A 20,808-nucleotide genomic window follows, 5' to 3' on the forward strand; every position below is an offset into this window, starting at 1 on the left:
CGGCGCGGTCGCGCTCGCCGGGGGCGACGCCGCGAACTACGATCTCGTGCTCGATCCCGGCCTCCTGTCGGGCCTCAGCCTCGACATCGCGGCAAGGACCGTGACGATCAGCGCCGTCGCGGCGGAGGACAAGGTCTACGACGGCACGCGCACGGCCTCGCTCGCGATCACCTGGGCGGGCATCGTCGGCGGCGACGACGCGGCGTTCGGCTACGACGCCCGCTTCGCGGACAAAAACGTCGGTATCGGCAAACCCGTCACCGTCGCGGACGGCATCGGCCTGAACGGCGCCGACGCGGGCAACTATGTCGTCGCGCTCGACCCCGCATTGCTCGGCGGCCTCTCGGCGGACATCAGCGCGAAGACGCTGAGCGTCGCGGACGTGCTCGCGCTCGGCAAGACCTACGACGGTTCGCTGAGCGCCGAACTCGCCTTCGTCACCGACGACATCGTGGACGGCGACAATGTCGCCTTCGACTACGAAGCGCTGTTCTCCGACAAGAACGCGGGCATGGGCAAGGCCATCGGCGTGACCGGCGGCGCGGTGGCGCTGGCGGGGGCGGATGCAGGCAATTACGCGCTCAGCCTCGACGCCGCGCTGCTGCTCGGTCTCGGCGCCGACATCGGCCGCAGGACGCTCACCGTCACCGGCGTCGCCGCCGCCGACAAGACCTACGACGGCACCCGGAACGTGGCGCTCGACTTCACCGCCGCGGACATTCTCGCGGGCGACAGCGTCGGTTTCGACTACGCGGCGCTGGCGGCCGACCGCAACGCCGGAACCGGCAAGGCCGTGGCGGTGACGGGCGTTTCCCTCTCGGGCGAGGATGCGGGCAACTACGACCTCGCGCTCGCGGGCAGCCTGCTCGGCGGCCTCACCGTCGACGTCGCCGCGAAGGCGCTCACCGTCGTTGTCGACGACCGGTCGCGCCCGCGCTTCCTGCCCAACCCGGCGTTCACCTATCACCTCGTCGGTCTCGCCGAGGGCGACGACGCCGCGGTCGTCAGCGGCGTGACCTTCCTGACGGCCGCGACGGACGCCTCGCCGGTCGGGCAATATGCGATTGCGGCATCGGGAGGTTCGGCGCCGAACTACGTCCTCGCCTACACGCCCGGCACCCTCACCGTGACCGGCCACCTGATCCCGCCCTACGACCAGGACCGCATCGTGCACGTGCCGGGCAGCCTCGGCGGCGGCGACGGCTTCGGCGGCCTCGTTTCGATCACGCCGACGCCCACCCTGCACACGCTCGCGGGCTACGCGGACGGCAGCGCAGCGGGCGATGCAGCGCTCGACGGCCGGGGGCCGTTCTGCTCCGATCCGGGAAACCGCGGCCGCGGCCGGCGCCTGTTCCCGCACCTCCAGCTCAACATGAGCGGCCGCACGCTCTACTGCCTCGGCAGCCCCTCTCGTTTTGCGCAATAGACGGCACAAATTGACAGTCCTAGTGTCATATTGTTGACTGCCGGAAGGGCGTCTGCCCGGCGAGATAAAGGGACGGTAGGCGGGGAGGGTGTCGATGCGGCTGGGCGGGCTGCGGCATTGGTTTTGGACGGCGTTCGCCGCCATCGCGGCGACCTCGGCGTCCGCCCGCGCTGAGCAGCCGCCCGTCCGCCCCAACGTCGTGCTCATCCTCGTCGACGATGCGGCGCTCATGGATTTCGGCGTCTACGGCGGCGAGGCGCGCACGCCCAATATCGACCGGCTCGCCGCGGCGGGCACGCTGTTCACGCACTACCGCACCTCGCCGCTCTGCGCGCCCTCGCGCGCGATGCTGCTGACCGGGATCGACAACCACCGGAACGGCGTCGCCACCATTCCCGAGGTGCTGCCGCCCGGGCATCGGGGCAAGCCCGGCTACGGCCTCAGGCTGGAGCCGGACGCGATCACCGTCGCCGAGCGGCTGCGGCGCGCGGGCTACCGCACCTACATGACCGGCAAGTGGCACCTCGGCAGCGGCAAGGGCGAGCTGCCACCGTCGCACGGCTTCCGGCGGTCGTTCGCGCTCGACGCCTCCGGCGCCGACAACTGGGAGCAGAAGCCGTACATGCCGTATTACGATACGGCGCCGTGGTTCGAGGACGGGAAGCCCGCGACGCTTCCCGCCGGTTTCTATTCATCCGAATTCATCGTCGACCGCATGATCGACTATCTGGAGGCGGATCGGGCACAGGGAGGGGCGGGGGGCGACCCGTTCTTCGCCTATGTGGCGTTTCAGGCCGTGCATATCCCCGTGCAGGCCCCGCGCGCCTACACGGCGCGCTACGAGGCGGTCTACGACAAGGGCTGGGACAGCATCCGCGAGGCGCGCTGGCGGCGCGCGCAGGCGATGGGCCTGATCCCCGCGGGCGCTCCCCTCGCCGCCAGGCCGTCAGGCCAGCGGCATTGGGATTCGCTTGCCGATCCCGAGCGCCGCCTGCTCGCCAAGAGCATGGCGGTGAACGCGGGGATGATCGAGGCGATGGACCACCACGTCGGCCGCCTCCTCGCCTACCTCGAACAGCGCGGCGCGCTCGCGAACACCGTGTTCGTCGTCACCTCCGACAACGGACCGGAACCGAGCGAGCCCGTCGGCCAGCGCGGTTTCCCGCTGTGGATGCGGCTGAACGGCTACGACCAGAATCTCGACCGGCTCGGCGAGAAAGGCTCGTTCGTCTCGATCGGCCCGGAGTGGGCGACCGCCGCCGCATCGCCGCACAGCCTGTTCAAGTTCTATGCGTCGGAAGGCGGGCTGCGCGTGCCGTTCATCATGTCCGGCCCCGGCATCGCGCCGCAGCCGCGCGTGTCCGCCGCCGCCTTCGTCACCGACGTCGCGCCGACGCTGCTCGACCTTGCCGGTGTCGAAACCGGCGGCGGCATGGCGATGACCGGGCGGAGCCTGCGCCCCCTGCTCACCGGCGCGGCCGACCGCGTCTATTCGCCGGACACGCCGATCGGCATGGAGGTGGCGGGCAACGCCGCGCTCTATCGCGGCGACTACAAGCTCGTGCGCAACCTGCCGCCGCACGGCGACGGCACGTGGAAGCTCTACAATCTCGCCGACGACCCCGGCGAAACCCGCGACCTCGCCGCCGCCGATCCGGCGCGGGTGGAGGCGATGCTCGCCGACTACCGCGCCTATGCGAAAGACGTGGGCGTGCTCGAAATCCCGGAGGGCTACGATCCCTTCCGGCAGATCACGCTCAACACACGCATCAAGATCCTGAAGCATCACGGCTGGGCGCTCGGCGGCATCCTGCTCGGCCTTATTGCCATCGTCGTTCTTGCGGCGCGCCTCGTCCGCAGACGGAGACGCGCTTGACCGAACCTCTGCCATGAAAAAACGGGCGCTCCTGATCGGCGCCGCCGTGCTTCTGGCCATCGGCGTGCTCGGCTGGACACAGCGCAAGGAGGTGGTCCTCCGGCTCGTCACCACGCTCGCCAAGGACCGCGACATCGCGCCCTACAGCCCCGTGGCGTGGCAGGAAGGCCCGGCGACCGCACCGGCGGGAGAGCGCCCGCCCAACATCGTCTTCATCCTCGCCGACGATCTCGGCATCAACGACATCTCGGCGTTCGGCGGCGGCGTCGCGGGCGGGCGCGTGCCGACGCCGAACATCGACCGTCTCGCGGCCGAGGGCGCGCTGTTCGCGCAGGCCTATGCCGGAACCGCGAGCTGCGCGCCCTCGCGCGCTATGATCCTCACCGGCCGCTACCCGACGCGCACCGGCTTCGAGTTCACGCCGACACCGGACGGCATGGGCCGCATGGTGGCGATGCTTTCGGACAGCGCGCGCTCCGGCCTGCCGCCCGTCGACTGGAACCGCGATGCAGCGGGCGACGTGCCGCCATTCGACGAGCAGGGCCTGCCGGGTTCGGAAGTCACCATCGCCGAGATCCTGAAGGGCGCGGGCTATCACACCGTCCACATCGGCAAGTGGCACCTCGGCAGCGGCAGCGAGTTCGGTGCGAACGCGCAGGGCTTCGACGAAAGCCTGCTGATGGCGAGCGGACTCCATCTGCCGGAGGACGACCCCGGCGTCGTCAACGCGAAGCTCGATTTCGATCCCATCGACCGCTTCCTCTGGGCGCGGATGCAGTACGCCGCCGCGTTCAACGAGGGGCTGCTGTTCGCGCCGGGCGGCTACCTCGCCGACTGGTGGACCGACGAGGCGGTGAAGGTGATCCGCGCCAACCGCAACCGGCCGTTCTTCCTCTACCTCGCGCACTGGGGCGTGCACACGCCGCTTCAGGCGACGCGCGCCGACTACGACGCGGTCGGAGACATCAAGCCGCATCGCCTGCGCGTCTACGCCGCGATGGTGCGCGCGCTCGACCGGAGCGTCGGCCGCGTGCTCGCCGCGCTGGAGGCCGAGGGCCTCGACGACAACACCATCGTCGTGTTTTCGAGCGACAACGGCGGCGCGGGCTATGTCGGCCTGCCCGAGATCAACGCGCCCTATCGCGGCTGGAAGCTCACCATGTTCGAAGGCGGCATCCGCGTGCCGCTGTTCATGCGCTGGCCCGCCCGCATCGCGCCCGGCACGCGCATCGCGCGCCCCGCCGCGCACATCGACCTGATGCCGACCTTCGCCGCGGCGGCGGGCGCGCCGCTCCCCGCCGGTGTCGCCATCGACGGCATCGACCTGCTCGCGCCCGAAACCCCGCCGCGCGCCGACGACGCGCTGTTCTGGCAGAGCGCGTACTACCGCGTCGTGCGGCAGGGCGACTGGAAGCTGCAGGTGACGGAGCGCCCGAAGCAGACGTGGCTGTTCGACCTCGCCGCCGACCCCACCGAGAAGGTCAACCTCGCCGACCGCGAGCCCGCGCGCGTCGCCGCGATGACGGCGCTGCTCGACGCGCACCGCAAGGCCGGTCGCGCGCCGCTCTATCCGCACACGGTCGAGGCCCCGGTCGCCATCGACCGGACGCTCGCCGAGCGCGCCCGCCCCGGCGACGAATACGTCTACTGGCCCAACTGAGCCGGAACGTCCTGCGCGATGCGGAAGCCGACGTGGCTCGCCGAGAAATGTTCCTCCTCGGGCTGGCGCGCGGCGGGCCGGTAGCGGCGGCAGAAATTCTCCGAGCAGAGGTAGGAGCCGCCCTTGATCGTGCGCGTGCCCGCGCCATAGGGCGTGTCGGTGATCTCCCAGACGTTGCCGATCATGTCGTAGAGGCCGATGCGGCTCGGCGGAAAACAGCCCACCGGCGCGCGCCCGGCGAAGCCGTCCGCCGCCTTCTGCTCCTCCGGGAACAGGCCCTGCCACGTGTTGGCGACCGGCGCCTTGTCCGGGCGGTAAGCCCCCGCTTCCTGATCGCCGCCCTCCGGCAGGCCGAGCGACGCGGCATATTCCCATTCGACCTCGGTCGGCAGCCGCCCGCCCGCCCACGCCGCATAGGCCGCGGCGTCCGCGGGCGAGACATGAACCACGGGATCGCGCCCGCGACCGGCGATGCCCGAGCCCGGCCCCTCCGGCGTCCGCCACGTCGCCCCGCGCACCAGCCGCCACGGCCGCGCCTCGCCGCCCTCCGGCGTCGTGAACACCGCCGAGCCGCCGTCGGCATCGCCTGCCGTGCGCTCGGCATCGGTCACGTAGCCGGTCGCCTTCACGAACGCCGCGAACTGGTCGTTCGTCACCTCGTGCGCCTGGATACGGAACGCGCCCACGTGCAGCGACAGCTCGGGGCGCTCCTCGGGATAGCGCGGCGCGGCGCCCTTGATGAAGCGCCCCTCCGGCACGTCCACGAACGCGCCGAGCCGGTCGGCGGGAATGCCGCAGGCCGCCTCGCCGCCCCGCTCGCCGCACGCCGCAAGCGCCGCGAGCGCGACGAAGACGATCCGCCTCAAAGCCCGAGCAGCCGCTCGACGGCGATCCGCATCGCCGCCTCCGCGTCCTCCGGCGTCAGCGTCTGGTCCTGCCGCAGGCGCTGCCACGACTGGAAGCCGGTGATCATCTCGAGCGCGGCGAACAGCGCCGGGTTCGAGCGGACCTCCGCCGGGAAAATCGCCTGCAAGGCCGCGCGCTCCATCGCGAGGAAGCGGTGGTGGCCGTCCATCAGGTATTCGGACTGGAAACGGCGCACGCCCGCCGCGACCTTGAAGGGCATCACCCGCTCGTAGATGCGCGCGCGGCGCGTCACGAGTTCCGCCGCCCGGCCCTGCCAGTCGCGCGCCTCGAACGGCGTCATCACCATCGGCAGGATGTCCGCCTCCAGCTTCGCCATCATTTCGCGGTAGAGGCTGTCCATCTCCTCGAAATGCCGGAACACCGTACGCAGCGAGACGCCCGCCGCCTCGGCGACGGTCGCGGCGTTCGGGTTCATGTCGCCACCCTCGATCACCTCCAGCATCGCCGCGACGATCTGCGCGCGGCTCCGCTCGCTCCGCAGCCGCCGTCCGTCGACGCCCTCCTCGCGGTCCTCGCCGCGCGGCACCAGCCGGGTGATCTTTGCCTTGCTCATCGTGAAGCCCTTACATCCGCAATTACGAGGGCACCGCCGAGCCCCAGCTCGCAAAACCTGCGAAGCGGGGCGTCGAGGGCAGGTACATGGTTTCGATACGATCGACGCGGAACCCGGTTCCCGCCAGCATGGCGGCGGGGTCCCGCGTCAGGTGGCAGCCGCCGAAAAGCCGCCGCCACACAGGCTCGATGCGCTGCTGCCGGCGCGCGACGTTCGCATCGGGCGCGAGGCCATGCTCGGAGAACAGCACGCGACCGCCCGGTTTCAGCACCCGCCGCACCTCGCGCAGCGCACCCTGCCAGTCCGGGATCGTGCACAGCACGAACGTCACCACCGCCGTGTCGATGCTCGCGTCCGCGAGCGGAAGGCGTTCCGCGCCGGTCTCGTGGAACTGCACCCGGTCCGCGATGCCCGTGCCCTGCGCGCGCCGCCGGGCGCGCGCGACCATGCCCGGCGCAGGCTCCACGGCGTGGAGCCGCGCGACGCGCGCCGGATCGTAGAAGCCGAAGTTGGTCCCCGAGCCGCAGCCGAGTTCGAGCACCTCCCCCGCCGCCGCGGGCACGACCTTGGCGCGCTGCCGCATGACCGGCTTCGACGCGCAGGCGCACGACACGATCGCCGGCACCGCATAGCGTTCCCACAGCCCCATTCGCTTGCCTCCCTGTCCGGATACTCGGGCGCGACACCGGGGAGAGCAAGCGCCGTATTTCGGCAGGTGCGCCGGGCCGTTTGGGGTTTCCGCGCCGAACCCGCTCCTGTAACCCCGGTCGCACGGAGAACATCGCAGGGTGAACGCGGCGGGCGAGACAGGATGACGGGCGGTCTGCGCAATCTGGTGATCGAACGGCCGCGCTCCGCGCTGCGCGCGTTCCTGCGCACCGAATCCGCCGGCGGCATCGTGCTGATGGCGGCGGCGGTCGCCGCGCTCGCGGTCGCCAACTCGCCTCTCTCCGCCGCCTATTTCGCGGCGCTCAAGACCTATGTCGGCCCGCTCTCCGTCAGCCACTGGATCAACGACGGGCTGATGGCGATCTTCTTCCTGCTCGTCGGGCTCGAAGTGAAGCGCGAGCTTTTCGAAGGCCAGCTTTCCACGTGGGAGCGCCGCGTCCTCCCCGGCGCGGCGGCGGCGGGCGGCATGATCGTGCCCGCGCTCATCTTCGCCGCGTTCAACATCGGCGATGCCGTCACCATCCGCGGCTGGGCGATCCCGTCGGCGACCGACATCGCCTTCGCGCTCGGCGTGCTCACCCTGCTCGGCCCGCGCGTTCCCGTGTCGCTCAAGGTGTTCCTCACTGCGGTCGCCATCATCGACGATCTCGGCGCCATCGTCATCATCGCCCTGTTCTACACGGCCGGACTGAACCTCGCCGCGCTCGGCATCGCCGTCCTGCTGGTCGCGCTGCTCTATGGCTTCAACCGCTTCGGCGTCCGGTCGCTCTGGCCCTACCTGATCGTCGGCGCGGGCGTGTGGACGGCGATGCTGCTCTCGGGCGTCCACGCGACGCTCGCGGGCGTCGCGGTCGCGCTCACGATCCCGCTCGCGCCCGCGCATCCCCATGTCGACGACCGCTTCTCGCCCCTGCTCCGGCTCGAACACGCCATCGCCGGGTGGGTGGCGTTCGCGATCGTGCCGGTCTTCGGCTTCGCCAACGCCGGGCTCACGTTCGCGAACGTGACCGCGGACATGCTCGTGAGCCCGACCGTGCTCGGCATCGCGCTCGGCCTCTTCGTCGGCAAGCAGGTCGGCGTGTTCGGCGTGATCCGGCTGATGAAGGCGCTGCGCCTCGCCGACTATCCGGCGCACGCGTCCGCGCTCCAGGTTTACGGCGTCGCGCTGCTCTGCGGCATCGGCTTCACGATGAGCCTGTTCATCGGTGGGCTCTCCTACGCCTCCGACATCTATCTCGACGAGGTGAAGCTCGGCGTGCTCGGCGGCTCGCTGCTGTCGGGCATCGTCGGCACCGCCGTGCTGCGGGCAGCGTGCCGGGAAACACCCAAGGACTGAACTCAGCCCTTGGCGTGCTTCCGCATCAGCCCTTCCTGCGCGACGGACGCCACGAGCACGCCGTCGCGGCGGTAGATCAGCCCCCGGTTGAGCCCGCGCGCGGACGAGGCGCGCGGGCTGTCCTCCACGTAGAGCAGCCAGTCGTCGACGCGGAACGGCGCATGGAACCAGAGCGCATGGTCGAGGCTGGCGACCTGCATGGACCGGTCCCACCACGCGATGTTGTGCGGAAGCTGGCAGGTCGACAGCAGCGTCATGTCCGATGCGTAGGCGAGCATACAGCGGTGCAGCGCCGGATCGTCCGGCACCGGCACGACCGCCCGGAACCAGATGTTCTGATGGGGCGGCCTCGGCCCGCTGCGGCCCGGGATCGACGGATCGACGCGGCGGAAGTCGATGGGCCGTTCCAGCAGGAAGCGCTCGACATGCTGCTCCGGCACCTCGTCGAGGAACTGCCGCCGCCATTCGTCGTCCGACATCAGCGTCTCGGGATCGGGCACCGCGGGCATCTCGAACTGGTGCTCCAGTCCCTCCTCGGGCACCTGGAACGACGCCGCGAGGTTAAAGATCGGGCGGCCGTGCTGGATGGCGATCACCCGCCGCGTCGAGAAGCTCTTGCCGTCGCGGTCGCGCTCCACCTGATAGACGACCGGCACGTCGATGTCGCCTTCGCGCATGAAATAGGCGTGCAGGCTGTGCGGCGCGCGGTCCTCCGCCACGGTGCGGCTGGCGGCGACGAGCGCCTGCCCGATCACCTGACCGCCGAACAGGCGCTGGAAGCCCTCCTCGGTGTTGCGCCCGCGGAACAGGTTCTCCTCGATGCGTTCGAGGTCGAGCGCGGCGATGAGGTCGCGCACCCGCTCGGCCGCCGGAGACATCAGTGGGCGTCCTTGGGCGTTTCCATCAGCTCGACGAGAACGCCGCCCATGTCCTTCGGGTGAACGAAGATCACCGGCGTGCCGTGCGCGCCGATGCGCGGCTCGCCAGTGCCGAGCACGGTCGCGCCCTTCGCCCGCATGTCGTCGCGCGCGGCGATGATGTCCGGCACCTCGAAGCAGACGTGGTGCTGCCCGCCCGCCGGGTTCTTCTTCAGGAAGCCGTGGATCGGCGAGTCGTCGCCGTAGGGCTCGATCAGTTCGATCTGGCTGTTCGGCGTGTCCACGAAGCAGACCCACACGCCCTGCGCGGGCAGCGCGAACTTCTCGTGGATCTTCGTCGCGCCCAGGAAATCGCGGTAGACCGCGACGGCCTTGTCGATCGAGGGCGTCGCGATCCCGACATGGTTCAGGCGTCCGATCATAAGGCCTCCTTCGCGGCATGTTGCATCTGCGAAAGAGGCCTTAGCGCCGGTGCGCCGCCGGACGCAACCCGCCTAGAAGCTGAGGCTGAGCGTCGCCCGCACGTCGCGGCCCGCGAGCGGCACGTAGTCCTTGGTGAAGCTCGCGTGGCGGCGCGCATCGACATCGAAGATGTTGTTCGCCGAAAGCCGGAGCGTCGCCGGGCCGTCCGCGCCGAGCACGCGCCACGAAACCGACGCGTTCACCAGCGTGTGCGAGCCGGTCGCCGTCTCGAACGCCGCGACGCGCGTCTGCTTGTCGCTCCATTCGACCTCGACGCGGCCGGTGAGGAGGTCCGACTGCGCCTCGATGCCGCCGAGCAGCCGGAGCGGCGGGATGCGCGGCGCCGGGCCGACCGCGTCGATCTTCGCGCGCACGTAATCCGCCACGCCGTCCGCCACGATGCGGACCCCCCCCGCGTCGAACAGCGGCGCCGAGACTTCCGCCTCGAAACCGTAGTAGGTCGCGTCGCCCTGCGCGTACTGGAAGACCGGAAGCTCGTCCTCCTCGAGGCCGGTGTCCGCCTCGTAGATGTAATTGTCGAACCAGCTCGCGAAGGCGCCGAGCGAGAAGGCGAACCCTCCGGTCTCGCCGCGCAGGAACGCCTCGAGGCCCCAGCTCTTTTCCTTGGCGAGCGTCGGATCGCCGACCTCGAACGCCTGCGTCGCGATGTGTGGGCCGTTCGAGAACAGCTCCTCGGCGCTCGGCGCGCGCACGGCGCGCGAGGCGTTGACGCCGATGCTGATCCCGTCCGTCAGGCTGTAGCGCGCGCCGAGCGCCGCCGAGACGGCGCTGAAGCTGCGGCTGACGCCGATGGCGCTCGAGCTGACGTTGGTGCGCTCGTAGCGGCCCGACGCCTCGATGCCGAGCGCGCCGAGGTTCAGCTCCTGCACCGTGAACAGGCCGAACTGCTCGGTCTCGTTCGGCGGCAGGAACGCCTCGTCGCCCACCGCCGAGAAGTCGCGGATGTAGAACTGGCCGCCGAACGCGCCGTTCCACGCGCCGCGCTTCGCCTGCACGAGCTCGACGCGCCCCTCGACGCCCTGGTTGTCGAACACCGTGCCGACCTCGCCGCCTTCGAACTCGGTGTGCGTGTAGTCGGCATAGCCGACGCGCACGCGCAGCTTCTCGAGGAAGCCTTCGCCGAGCTCGACCTCGCCGCGAACGTCGGCGCGCCACTGCTTGAGGCCGATGCTGACGTCGCCGTGCTCGTGGCCGTGCTCGTCTTCATGGTCCTCGTCCTCGTCGTCATGCTCATCGTGCCCGTGCCCGAGCGTCGGGCGCGTCGGCACGCCGTAGCGAGATTCGAAGTAACCCACCGAGAAGCCGAGCATCCCGCGATCGGTGATGAGCGAGATGCCGCCGCCCGCCGTCTTGGTGCGCGTGTAGCTGTCCGGCAGGCGCCCGCGCGAGGCGGCTTCCTCCGCCGCTTCCTCGTTGCCCTCCTCGGCGTGTTCCAGCGCATGTTCGCGCAGCACCGGCGCGAGCTGCCAGCCGCCGATCCTGAGGTTGTTCGTGTCGCGCCAGCTCCCGTCCACGTGCACGACGATCGTGTCGGTGAGCGCGGCGTCGATGCCGCCCGCGACGCTCACCTCATCCGCCGCGCTCGCGACGCTGCCGATGGCGTCGACGTGCACGCCGTGCTCCGGCACCGCGCGCGGGATGCGCTTGTCGAGCACGTTGACGACGCCGCCGATCGCCGACGAGCCGTAGAGCAGCGAGGCCGGGCCGCGGATGATCTCGACGCGCTGCGCGGTGATCGGGTCGATGGTGACGGCATGGTCGGCCGACGTGTTCGACACGTCGATGGAGCCGATGCCGTCCGTCAGCACGCGGATGCGCTCGCCCTGCATCCCGCGCAGCACCGGCCGCGAGGCGCCGGGCGAGAAGCTCGTCGCCGAGACGCCGGGCTGGCGCGCGATCACCTCGCCGATCTGCGGTTGCAGCGCCCCGCGAAGCTCGCCCTCGGTCATCACCGAGGTGCCCGACAGCAGGTCGGCGCGGGAGCGCGCATAGGGCGCCGTCACCACGATGTCGTCGCCGATCGCGTGCAGATCGTCGACCTTCTGCTCGCCGGCGGCTTGCGCGAGCGCCGGAAGCGCAAGGACCTGAACCGCACACGCGGCGAGAAGCATCGAACGCATGACCACGAACTCCCTTTTTTCTCTGACGGGAGCCCGTTTAGAATGTGATGTTATATCTTGTCAATCAAGTGACGGCATCAGCTGGGCGCGATGCTTTCGGCAAAGGCGATCAGGTCGCGCGCCTGCGCGGCGTGGAGCACCTCGACGAGCTTGCCGTCGAGCGTCGCGACGCCCCGCCCTTCCGCCTTCGCCGCCTCGAACGCCGCGACGATGCGGCGCGCCTGCTCCACTTCCGCCGCCGACGGCGAGAACACCCGGTTCGCCGTCTCGATCTGCGCCGGGTGGATCAGCGTCTTGCCGTCGAAGCCGAGCGCCCGGCCCTGCACCGTCACCGCCTCCAGCCCCTCCATGTCCCTGATGTCGGGATACATGGCGTCGAACGCCACGATCCCGGCGGCGCGGGCGGCGATGACGACCCTTTGCAGCGCGTATTGAATCTCGCCGCGCGCCGCGCCGACGCGGCAGCCGAGGTCCTTTTCGAGATCGGCCGCGCCGACCACGAGCGCGGCGACGCCCGGCGTGTCGGCGATCGCGTCCACGGCCTGCACACCGCGCGGCGTCTCGATCATCGCCCACACCGGCACGCCGCCCGCGAGGCGGACCGCCTCCGCCGCCTCCGCCGCGCCGTTCACCTTGGGCACGACGGCCGCCGCGGGCCGTGCCGACTGCACGGCGAGGAAATCCGCCTCGCACCACTGCGTGCCGATGCCGTTCACCCGGATCGCGACCGCGCGCCGCCCCCATCCGCCCGCCTGCACCGCGTCCACGGCGGCGGCGCGCGCGGCCGGCTTCGCATCCGGCGCGACGGCGTCTTCGAGGTCGAGGATCACCACGTCCGCATCCAGCGTCCGCGCCTTCTCGATGGCGCGGGCGTTGGCGGCCGGAAGGTAGAGCGCGCTGCGGTGGGGACGAAAATCGGTCATGGCGTTAAGATTCCCTGTGGATTTCGTGCTATGGCGTTCCAATATCACCGTGGGCAACCGATTTTTGGGGGGAAAGCATGGGCGGCGGAATTTTCGTGATCGTTCTGGCGGCGCTCGCCGTCATCTTCGTGTGGACGGCCGTCGTCATCGTGCGGCAGGGCTACGAATACACGATCGAGCGCTTCGGCCGCTTCACGCAGGTCGCCAAGCCCGGCTTCACGCTGATCCTGCCGTTCATCGAGCGGGTCGGCCGCCGCATCAACATGATGGAGCAGGTGCTGGAGATTCCGGGGCAGGAGATCATCACCAAGGACAACGCGATGGTCTCCGTGGACGGCATCGTGTTCTTCCAGGTGCTCGACGCCGCCAAGGCCGCCTACGAGGTCTCGGACCTCTACGTGGCGATCCTGAACCTCACCACCACGAACCTGCGCACCGTCATGGGCTCGATGGACCTCGACGAGACGCTGTCGCACCGTGACCAGATCAACGCCCGCCTGCTGAACGTCGTCGACGACGCGACGACCGCGTGGGGCGTGAAGATCACGCGCGTCGAGGTGAAGGACATCAAGCCGCCGCAGGACATCGTGAACTCGATGGCGCGCCAGATGAAGGCGGAGCGCGAGAAGCGCGCCGCGATCCTCGAGGCCGAGGGCCTGCGTGCCTCGGAAATCCTGAAGGCAGAAGGCCAGAAGCAGTCGCAGATTCTCGAGGCCGAAGGCCGCCGCGAGGCCGCCTTCCGCGACGCCGAGGCGCGCGAGCGCGAGGCGGAGGCCGAGGCGAAGGCGACCGAGATGGTCTCGAACGCCATCGCCAGCGGCAACGCGCAGGCGATCAACTATTTCGTCGCGCAGAAATACGTGGACGCGATGCACGCCTTCGCGAACGCGCCCAACGCCAAGACCATCTTCATGCCCTTGGAAGCGACCAGCCTCGTCGGCACGATCGGCGGCATCGGCGAGCTGGTGAAGGCCGTGCGGGACGACGGCGGCACGCCGCCCGCCCCCCAGCCGCGCCCGCGCCGCCCGGGTCCGTTCGAGCAGGCGTGAGGAGGCGGCCATGCCGGATTTCCAGAACTTCGAGATGACCTACTGGGTCTGGTTCGCCGCCGCCGCCGTGCTCGCGATCATGGAGATCTTCGCGCCCGGCATCTTCATGATCTGGCTGGCGCTCGCCGCCGCCGCGACCGGCGTCGTGACGCTCGCGCTCGGCTTCGGCTGGGAGCTCCAGCTCGCGGTGTTCGCGGTCCTGTCGGTCGTCGCCGTGTTCGCGGGCCGCAACTTCCTGAGGCGCAACCCGGTGGAAACGACCGACAGCGGCCTCAACCGCCGCGGCGAGCGCCTGGTCGGCCAGCTCGTGAAGGTGGTGGAACCCATCGCCGACGGACGCGGCCGCGTGCAGGTCGGCGATTCGCCGTGGCTCGCGACGGGACCGGACGCCGCCGAAGGCAGTATGGTCCGCATCACCGGCGTCGAAGGCGCGACGCTCAAGGTCGAACCGGCTCAGGGCTAGGCGGTGGACAAATTCGGACGGTCGAGAATCAACTCCGTTGCAGACGTTGGCTGGCATCGGCTCATAGAAGAAACGCGATAAGCATGACGGTCAAAGCTACCTTCATCTGGCTTATAATCTCGGTAGCAACATTCGTAGCTTGCTGTTTGGCGACGCTCTATTTTGGTCCTGATATAGAGTCACCTGCGATAGTTTACCCGCTTCTCGCTGTATGGGGAGTGAGCGGATTGGCATGGCCGATACTCCTTATGCGGACCCTTCGGAGAGCAATTTCAGCGCTAAGAGGGTATTTCCAATCGAAGCAGCGGAAGCGTCCACTAACCACCCTAAATCCGCCATTCCGGTGAGCGCGGACTTTGTCCTCGCTGCTTAGGCTCCGACCTTTGCCTCCCCTCCCCTTCAGGGGAGGGGCCGGGGGTGGGGCGCATCCACAAGCCCGGCATCGAGGATGCGGCACCGCCCCTCCCCAAACCCCTCCCCTGAAGAGGAGGGGCTTCGGCGATTCAACCTGAAACAGGGCAACTCCGGGACCGGTCGACATTCACCCCGGAGCGAAGTCGAGAGACGCACAACACCGATTGCAGGGCCGCAAGCAGCCCGAATGGTCAGAGGGTCTGTAAGCCGGGTTCTGTACTGCCCCGCGAAGGGCAGCGACGACCATTCCTCTAGGACGGCGCTCGCGCGCCGCCTCCAGCAACCTACCCGGGCGGCCGGGCCGGATAAGCCCCGGTGCGTAAACACCCGCCGCCCCTATTCGGTCTTGCTCCCGGTGGGGTTTGCCGTGCCGCTTCCGTTGCCGGTCGCGCGGTGCGCTCTTGCCGCACCCTTTCACCCTTGCCTTCTGGCCGAAGCCGCCCGGCGGTCTGCTCTCTGTGGCACTGTCCCTGGGGTCGCCCCCGCCGGGCGTTACCCGGCACCGTCTATCCGTGGAGCCCGGACTTTCCTCCCCGCCGTTCTTTCGAACATGAGGCGCGGCGGCCGTCCGACCCTCTGACCGTCTGCGGAAATAAGGCGCCTTCCGCGCGTTGACAAGGAAAGACGGCACACGTCACGCCGCCCGCCGTACCTTCGCGAACGGGCTGCGGCCCAGCCACGCGTGCATGTTCGCGGCGAGGCGGCGGTCGCCGGTCAGGTGCAGCCGCTCGTCATCCACGGCGGCGGCGACCGTGTCGTGGCCCATCCAGATCGCCGTCATCGTGCGCAGGTCGCTCGAAACGTAGAGATCGACATCGAATCCGGGATCGACCGAGCAGAGGTCGACATCGAAGCCGGGTTCGATCATCAGCCACCATGCGCGCCGGTCCGCGGGAAGCTCGGGGTAGCGGAACTGGATGACGGTGCGCCGCTCCGGCAGCGGGCGCGGATCGAGGTTGCGCCGCATGTCCCACATCAGCAGCTGCGCGTCGAGCCGCTGGAGCGAAAGCGCGCTGTCCACCCAGCGCTGCCCCCACATGCCGAACGCCTCGACGAGCGGTTCCAGCTCCCGCCCCGCCTCCGTCAGCCGGTAGTCGAAGATGCCGGACTCACGCGCCGACGGCAGGCGGTGTATGATGCCCGCCGCCTCCAGCTCCTTCAGCCGCTGCGAGAGGAGCGCGGGCGACATGCGGGGCAGGCCGCGGCGCAGGTCGTTGAAGCGGGTGGAGCCGGCGATGAGCTCGCGCAGCAGGACGACGGTCCAGCGCGTGCAGAGGATCTCCGCCGCCATCGCGACCGGGCAGAACTGGCCGTAGGTGGTCTGTGCCATGATCGGGTTCCTTTGCGGGGGATTTTACCGCGAAGGGACCGCGGGTGACGAGTTCAGATTCTGTACCGGGGCGATTCAGATGCTGAACTGGCCGCGCCCCGCCGAAAACGCGATCGGTTGCGTCAACACCCAACGAGGAGATGACGACGATGTCTGCAACACCGGTTCTGAAAATGGAAACCCCGCGCGACTGGACGGCGGCAGGCGTAAAGATCGCCGAGGCCGTCGCCGCCACCGCCGCCGCCCACGACGCCGAAGAAAGCTTCGTCGCCGATAACTTCGCAAAGTTACGCGACGCCGGGTTTCTCGCTGCCCCCGTCCCCGCCGAACTCGGCGGCGGCGGCATCGACTACCGCACGCTTTGCAGCGTCATCCGCCAGATCGGCACGCGCTGCGGATCGACCGCGCTCACCTTCTCGATGCACGCGCATCTGGTCGCGACCGCGGCATGGCGCTGGAAGCACCAGCAGGCGCCCACCGACGGCCTGCTGCGCCGCGTCGCGGCGGAAAGCCTCGTGCTCGTGTCGAGCGGCGGTTCGGACTGGCTGAAAAGCGCCGGCACCGCCACGAAGGTGGACGGGGGCTTCCGCATCGACGCGCGCAAGATCTTCTCGAGCGGCTGCCCGGCGGGCGACCTCCTGATGACGAGCGCGGTCTACGACGATCCCGAGGCCGGCCCGACCGTGCTGCACTTCGCCGTGCCGTTCAAGGCGGAGGGCGTCAGCATCCTCGACACGTGGTACGTGATGGGGATGCGCGGCACCGGGTCGCACGACGTGGAGCTGAAAGGCGTGTTCGTGCCGGACGCCGCCATCTCTGGCAGGCGGCCGCAGGGTACGTGGCATCCGCTGTTCCACGCCATCAGCATGATCGCCTTCCCGCTGATCTATTCCGCCTACGTAGGCGTCGCCGAGGGCGCGCGCGACGCGGCGCTGACGATGGCCCGTTCGAAACCCGCGAACGCCGGTCTCATCGGCCTCACGGGCGAGATGCAGACCGCGTTCTGGACGGCCGAGACAACGCTGGCCGCGATGATCGTCACGGCGGAAACCGCAATGCCCGGTCCCGAGACAACGAATGCGATCATGACCGGGCGAACGGTCGCCGGACAGGCGGCAATCCGCACCGTCGAGCTTGCGCTGGAGGTCGCGGGCGGCGCGGCCTTCTACCGGAGCGCCGGGATCGAGCGCGCCTTCCGCGACGTACAGGGCGCACGCTTCCATCCGCTGCAAGGCCCGGCGCAGCGTGACCTCAGCGGGCGGCTGGCGCTCGGGCTCGATATCGACGGCTGAGCCACCGCCCGCCGAGCACCGGCAGCAGCGAGGCGCCGACGAGCGGGAAGAGCACGGCCAGCGCCGCGATCATCCCCACGACGACGGGCGGCAGCCAGTCATCCGCATGGGTGGCCGGCGCCGCCAGTTCGCCGGCCGGACGCCTGCGCCACCAGAGGACGATCCCCGCGATCACGCCGCCGATGAGGGTGAGGCACACGACAAGGTTCGCAAGCTGGTTGGCAAGCCCGTATTCGCGGCCGACGTGGAGCGACACGCCCCACTCCACCGCCTTCGCGACAGGGCTGTAGTTCTCCCACCCGATATCGCCGAGGATCGCGCCCGTGCCGGGATCGACATGGATCGTGCGCTGGCCTTCCGCCTTGTCCGGCACGTAGCTGATCGTGAAGACGCCGCCGGGGCCGGAAGGGTAGAAGATACGCACGCCGCCGCCGAAACGCTCGCGGCGGAGGCGCGGCAGCAGCGTCTCGATCTCGGCGATGCCGACGCCGTGGCCGCTGGAGCCATGCGGCATGGGCATCTGGCGGATCGTCCACGGCAGCTTCGCGGCGTCGGGATCGTGCATGGCGTGCTCGTCCGCCGTAAGGCCGGGCTTCATCGGCGGCGGCGCCCTGAAATTCGGCGAAGGCGCGATGAAGGGCACGCTCTCGCCGATACGCGCGAACTGCTGCCCCCAGAAGGCGGACCACGGCAACCCGGTCAGCACCAGCAGCGCGACGAGCAGCGCGTTGACCGTGGCCGGGATGGCGTGGAGGTCGCGCCAGAACCGCCGCCCCTTCGCCGACAGCCGCGGCACCAGCACGCCGCGCAGCTTCCAGCGCCGCGGCCACCAGAGCCAGATGCCGGTCGCCAGCATCACCAGCGTCCAGCACGCGACGAGTTCGACGACATGGCTGCCGATGTCCCCGCCCATCAGGTTGCCGTGAAGGTCACGTATGATCGCCATCGGCTGAAGGGCCGGATCGGCGGTGCCGGTGATCTCACCGCGATAAGGGTCGAGATACACATCGCGCATCGTGCCGTCCGGAAGCCGGGCGTTCCAGACGGCGGCCTCGGCCTTGCTGTGCGGGAGGCGGACCCTGCCGATAGCCGCGTCCGGAAACGCCCGCAGCACCGTGGCTTCCTGCGCGGCGAGCGGCAGCGCCGCTCCGCCCGCAGCAACAGTCTGCATGTCGCGGTTCCACCAGCCGTCGATCTCCCGATCGAACAGGTAGATCGCACCCGTCAGCGTCAGCACGATGAGCAGCGGCGCCGAAAACAGCCCGGCGTAGAAATGCCAGCGCCACACGGATCGGTAGGCGCCGGCGCTCCTTGTCTTCGTCATGGTCCGCCCCTCCCCTAGAAGCCGACGCCGACGCGGATGCCGAACGTCCGGGGATCGCCGGGGTTGACCGCGAAGCCGTTGCCCGAAGCGGTGTAGTACAGCCTGTCGAACAGGTTGCTGACCGTCGCGTCGATCGTGAAGCGGCCCGCGCGCAGCCCGGCGCCGACATCGGCGATGGTGTAGGCGGGAAGGCTGACGCCGCTGCCGTTCACCAGAAGGCGGCTTCCCACGTGGTTGACCGCCGCCCGGAGCGTGAGCGGCGTTCCGGGGATGGCGACGGCCGTGCGCGCCGTGATCGTATGCCGCGGAAGGTCGCCGAGCCGCATCCCCTCGTCTCCGTCGTTGCTGCGCGTGATCTTCGAATCAAGCAGCGCATAGCCCGCCGAAAGCGTCCACCACGGCGCGGGCTGCCACTCGCCTTCCAGTTCGACGCCCTGCACGCGCTGCGCGCCGACGTTGATGCTGTAGTCGGGATTGGCGAGATCGACAGTCAGCGCATTCACGCGCTTGATGCGGAACGCGGCAAGGCTTGCCCGGAAGTCGCCGTGCCGGAAACGAAGACCCGCCTCCAGCTGGTTCGATTCCTCCGGCTTCAGCGGCTTTCCATCGGCCGCGCGCGCACCGGCACTGCTTTCGACGTCGAAGCCGGTGTTGTAGCCGGCATAGACCGAAAGCCGGTCGCTGAAGCGCCAGGTGGAGCCGATCTGCCAGATCGTCGATTCGATCGGCGTGCGATCGTCGGCGGGGCCGCCCCAGTCGCCGCCCGAAGCCTTCACCCAGCTGTGCCGGATGGCGGCAACGACATCCCAGCGATCGGTGAGTGCGATCCGGTCCTGAAGGTAGAGTGCATGCCCGTCGATGTCGTAGAAGCTGTCGAACGCGAAGGTCGTGGCGGGCGCGGTGGTATCGTAGTTGTAGACCGGTGCGGTGACGTCGATCGGCGTGACGTTGTCGAGCGCATACTGCGTGAACCGGCCCCGCTCGCGGTCGTACTCGTAGCCGAGGAGCAGCGCGTGCGTGACCGGGCCGGTTTTGAACGTCCCGGCGAGGTCGAGCTGCGCGATCGTGTATGCGTCGTCCTCGCGCCCGATGCGGCCGTTACGGTCGATGATCGTGGATGTCATCGGCGCGCGCAGCCGGATTTGCAGGAAGGCCGAATTGAATTCCTGGTACTGGATGCGCGGCGTGAGCGTCCATCCGTCGGCCAGCTTCACGTCCACCCACGCCTGCACCAGCGGCGCGTCGGCGGTCAGCCGGTCGGCCGCAGGCTCGCCGAGGTTGAGCCCGCGCCGCAGACGCTCGCCGCCGTTCGAAACGACCGTGCCGACGACGGGAAGGCCGGGATAGCGGCTCGTCTTGCGCTCGGTGTATTCGGCGACGAGGTTCGCGCTGAAGCCTTCGCCGGCGTAATGCAGGCTGAGGCCGCCGTTCAGGCGGTCCATGTCCTGGAAATCGACGAACGTGTTCGAGCGCTCGACCTCGCCGGTGGCGCGGATCGACAGGCCGGGCGCGAGGCCGCCCGTCATGTCGAACGAAACCGCCTTCTGGTCAAAGTTGCCGAAATTGACGGCGAAGGTGGTGAAAGGCTCGGCCTGCGGCCGCTTGGTGACGATGCTGATGATGCCGCCGACGGCGGACTGGCCGTAGAGCACGCCGGAAGGGCCCTTCAGCACCTCGACGCGCTCGATGTTGGAAAGGGCGGAGGCGTCAACATCCTCGTAGTAGCGCTGACGGATGCCGTTGCGCATCTGGTCGGCGAGGAAGCCGCGGACCTTGAGCGTGAACGACTGATAGGCGCTGACGCGCGACGAACCCGCGTTCGCGCCCGGCACGCCGCGCAGCAGGTCGCCGATCGAGCGGGCGCCGCTCTCGACGATCTCGTCCGCCGTCACGATCTGCACGCTCTGCGGCAGACGGTCGATGGGAATGCCGGATTTTTCGCCGAAATCCCCGGAAAACTTGTTGCCGGTGACGACGATCTCGGGATCGCTCGCATCCGCGGCAAGGGCGGGCGCGGCGGCGGTGGCGGCGAGCAGGGCAGCAAACAGAACCTTCACGATATGTCCTCCTGTCGGCCGGGCAGCG

At 69.5% G+C, this 20,808-nt stretch carries 17 protein-coding genes and 1 other RNA gene; 7 read left to right on the forward strand and 11 right to left on the reverse strand.

The features are described from left to right. Positions 1-46: 46 nt before the first annotated feature. From PE061_RS00650 to PE061_RS00660, 3 genes are all read left to right on the forward strand, one after another. Positions 47-1,426, forward strand: coding sequence for a YDG domain-containing protein (locus PE061_RS00650; protein ID WP_271257318.1), 1,380 nt, complete (start codon positions 47-49; stop codon positions 1,424-1,426). 94 nt (positions 1,427-1,520) lie between these two features. Beyond that, positions 1,521-3,302 carry an arylsulfatase gene (locus PE061_RS00655; RefSeq protein WP_271259097.1) on the forward strand — a complete coding sequence of 594 codons (1,782 nt, stop codon included), beginning with the start codon at positions 1,521-1,523 and terminating at the stop codon, positions 3,300-3,302. 13 nt (positions 3,303-3,315) lie between these two features. Further along, complete coding sequence (locus PE061_RS00660; protein ID WP_271257319.1) at positions 3,316-4,962, forward strand: sulfatase-like hydrolase/transferase; 1,647 nt, start codon at positions 3,316-3,318, stop codon at positions 4,960-4,962. Here PE061_RS00660 and PE061_RS00665 read toward each other — a convergent pair. Genes PE061_RS00665 through PE061_RS00675 form a run of 3 tightly spaced genes read right to left on the reverse strand, consistent with a single transcriptional unit; the run spans position 4,947 to position 7,091 of the window. Continuing rightward, complete coding sequence (locus PE061_RS00665; RefSeq protein WP_271257320.1) at positions 4,947-5,828, reverse strand: SUMF1/EgtB/PvdO family nonheme iron enzyme; 882 nt, start codon at positions 5,826-5,828, stop codon at positions 4,947-4,949. The genes PE061_RS00660 and PE061_RS00665 overlap by 16 nt on opposite strands. After that, on the reverse strand, positions 5,825-6,442 hold the full coding sequence (locus PE061_RS00670; RefSeq protein WP_271257321.1) for a TetR/AcrR family transcriptional regulator: 618 nt from the start codon (positions 6,440-6,442) through the stop codon (positions 5,825-5,827). Before PE061_RS00670 ends, PE061_RS00665 begins: the two co-directional genes overlap by 4 nt. A gap of 22 nt (positions 6,443-6,464) precedes the next feature. Further along, entirely contained in the window at positions 6,465-7,091 is a 627-nt protein-coding gene (locus tag PE061_RS00675) for a class I SAM-dependent methyltransferase (protein WP_271257322.1), read from the reverse strand. 162 nt (positions 7,092-7,253) lie between these two features. Between PE061_RS00675 and nhaA the strand changes: the two genes are divergently transcribed. After that, positions 7,254-8,447, forward strand: a complete 1,194-nt coding sequence (gene nhaA / locus PE061_RS00680) for a Na+/H+ antiporter NhaA (protein ID WP_271257323.1) — start codon at positions 7,254-7,256, stop codon at positions 8,445-8,447. 2 nt (positions 8,448-8,449) lie between these two features. Here the strand turns inward: nhaA and tesB are convergent, their stop codons facing one another. The 4 genes from tesB to PE061_RS00700 all read right to left on the reverse strand — a co-directional run bounded on the left by tesB (position 8,450) and on the right by PE061_RS00700 (position 12,851). Further along, entirely contained in the window at positions 8,450-9,325 is an 876-nt protein-coding gene (tesB, locus tag PE061_RS00685) for an acyl-CoA thioesterase II (RefSeq protein WP_271257324.1), read from the reverse strand. Next, positions 9,325-9,747 carry a methylmalonyl-CoA epimerase gene (mce, locus tag PE061_RS00690; protein WP_271257325.1) on the reverse strand — a complete coding sequence of 141 codons (423 nt, stop codon included), beginning with the start codon at positions 9,745-9,747 and terminating at the stop codon, positions 9,325-9,327. The genes tesB and mce overlap by 1 nt, the downstream gene beginning before the upstream one ends. A gap of 72 nt (positions 9,748-9,819) precedes the next feature. Continuing rightward, a complete protein-coding gene (locus PE061_RS00695; RefSeq protein WP_271257326.1) occupies positions 9,820-11,928 on the reverse strand; it encodes a TonB-dependent receptor in 2,109 nt (702 codons plus the stop codon). A gap of 77 nt (positions 11,929-12,005) precedes the next feature. Beyond that, positions 12,006-12,851 (reverse strand): HpcH/HpaI aldolase/citrate lyase family protein, encoded by an 846-nt coding sequence (locus PE061_RS00700; protein WP_271257327.1) that lies wholly within the window; start codon positions 12,849-12,851, stop codon positions 12,006-12,008. 77 nt (positions 12,852-12,928) lie between these two features. On the opposite strand from PE061_RS00700, the gene PE061_RS00705 reads away from it, so the two are divergent. Together PE061_RS00705 and PE061_RS00710 are read left to right on the forward strand one after the other, a co-directional pair. After that, on the forward strand, positions 12,929-13,900 hold the full coding sequence (locus PE061_RS00705; RefSeq protein ID WP_271257328.1) for an SPFH domain-containing protein: 972 nt from the start codon (positions 12,929-12,931) through the stop codon (positions 13,898-13,900). Between the two features lie 10 nt (positions 13,901-13,910). Continuing rightward, the gene (locus PE061_RS00710; protein ID WP_271257329.1) at positions 13,911-14,363 is read left to right on the forward strand and encodes an NfeD family protein; all 453 of its coding nucleotides are present in this window, start codon (positions 13,911-13,913) and stop codon (positions 14,361-14,363) included. 601 nt (positions 14,364-14,964) lie between these two features. Here the strand turns inward: PE061_RS00710 and rnpB are convergent. Beyond that, positions 14,965-15,357: RNase P RNA component class A (gene rnpB, locus PE061_RS00715), an RNA gene on the reverse strand. 54 nt (positions 15,358-15,411) lie between these two features. Continuing rightward, positions 15,412-16,107 carry a winged helix-turn-helix transcriptional regulator gene (locus PE061_RS00720; protein ID WP_271257330.1) on the reverse strand — a complete coding sequence of 232 codons (696 nt, stop codon included), beginning with the start codon at positions 16,105-16,107 and terminating at the stop codon, positions 15,412-15,414. A 149-nt stretch (positions 16,108-16,256) separates the two neighbouring features. Here PE061_RS00720 and PE061_RS00725 point away from each other — a divergent pair, with 149 nt between their 5' ends. Next, positions 16,257-17,399 carry an acyl-CoA dehydrogenase family protein gene (locus PE061_RS00725; protein ID WP_271257331.1) on the forward strand — a complete coding sequence of 381 codons (1,143 nt, stop codon included), beginning with the start codon at positions 16,257-16,259 and terminating at the stop codon, positions 17,397-17,399. Here the strand turns inward: PE061_RS00725 and PE061_RS00730 are convergent. Further along, positions 17,359-18,723, reverse strand: a complete 1,365-nt coding sequence (locus PE061_RS00730; RefSeq protein WP_271257332.1) for a PepSY-associated TM helix domain-containing protein — start codon at positions 18,721-18,723, stop codon at positions 17,359-17,361. The two genes, PE061_RS00725 and PE061_RS00730, sit on opposite strands and share 41 nt — an antisense overlap. A gap of 14 nt (positions 18,724-18,737) precedes the next feature. Then, the gene (locus PE061_RS00735; protein WP_271257333.1) at positions 18,738-20,780 is read right to left on the reverse strand and encodes a TonB-dependent receptor; all 2,043 of its coding nucleotides are present in this window, start codon (positions 20,778-20,780) and stop codon (positions 18,738-18,740) included. Between the last annotated feature and the right edge of the window lie 28 nt (positions 20,781-20,808).

This window comes from Sphingosinicella microcystinivorans, from assembly GCF_027941835.1.
Lineage (GTDB): Bacteria > Pseudomonadota > Alphaproteobacteria > Sphingomonadales > Sphingomonadaceae > Sphingosinicella.

Bases quoted from the DNA above. Each gene is read 5' to 3' on its own strand.
- PE061_RS00655 (WP_271259097.1), top strand. From the start codon at position 1,521: ATGCGGCTGGGCGGGCTGCGGCATTGGTTTTGGACGGCGTTCGCCGCC.
- PE061_RS00660 (WP_271257319.1), top strand. From the start codon at position 3,316: ATGAAAAAACGGGCGCTCCTGATCGGCGCCGCCGTGCTTCTGGCCATC.
- PE061_RS00670 (WP_271257321.1), bottom strand. From the start codon at position 6,442: ATGAGCAAGGCAAAGATCACCCGGCTGGTGCCGCGCGGCGAGGACCGC.
- PE061_RS00675 (WP_271257322.1), bottom strand. From the start codon at position 7,091: ATGGGGCTGTGGGAACGCTATGCGGTGCCGGCGATCGTGTCGTGCGCC.
- nhaA (WP_271257323.1), top strand. From the start codon at position 7,254: ATGACGGGCGGTCTGCGCAATCTGGTGATCGAACGGCCGCGCTCCGCG.
- tesB (WP_271257324.1), bottom strand. From the start codon at position 9,325: ATGTCTCCGGCGGCCGAGCGGGTGCGCGACCTCATCGCCGCGCTCGAC.
- mce (WP_271257325.1), bottom strand. From the start codon at position 9,747: ATGATCGGACGCCTGAACCATGTCGGGATCGCGACGCCCTCGATCGAC.
- PE061_RS00695 (WP_271257326.1), bottom strand. From the start codon at position 11,928: ATGCGTTCGATGCTTCTCGCCGCGTGTGCGGTTCAGGTCCTTGCGCTT.
- PE061_RS00700 (WP_271257327.1), bottom strand. From the start codon at position 12,851: ATGACCGATTTTCGTCCCCACCGCAGCGCGCTCTACCTTCCGGCCGCC.
- PE061_RS00705 (WP_271257328.1), top strand. From the start codon at position 12,929: ATGGGCGGCGGAATTTTCGTGATCGTTCTGGCGGCGCTCGCCGTCATC.
- PE061_RS00710 (WP_271257329.1), top strand. From the start codon at position 13,911: ATGCCGGATTTCCAGAACTTCGAGATGACCTACTGGGTCTGGTTCGCC.
- PE061_RS00720 (WP_271257330.1), bottom strand. From the start codon at position 16,107: ATGGCACAGACCACCTACGGCCAGTTCTGCCCGGTCGCGATGGCGGCG.
- PE061_RS00725 (WP_271257331.1), top strand. From the start codon at position 16,257: ATGTCTGCAACACCGGTTCTGAAAATGGAAACCCCGCGCGACTGGACG.
- PE061_RS00730 (WP_271257332.1), bottom strand. From the start codon at position 18,723: ATGACGAAGACAAGGAGCGCCGGCGCCTACCGATCCGTGTGGCGCTGG.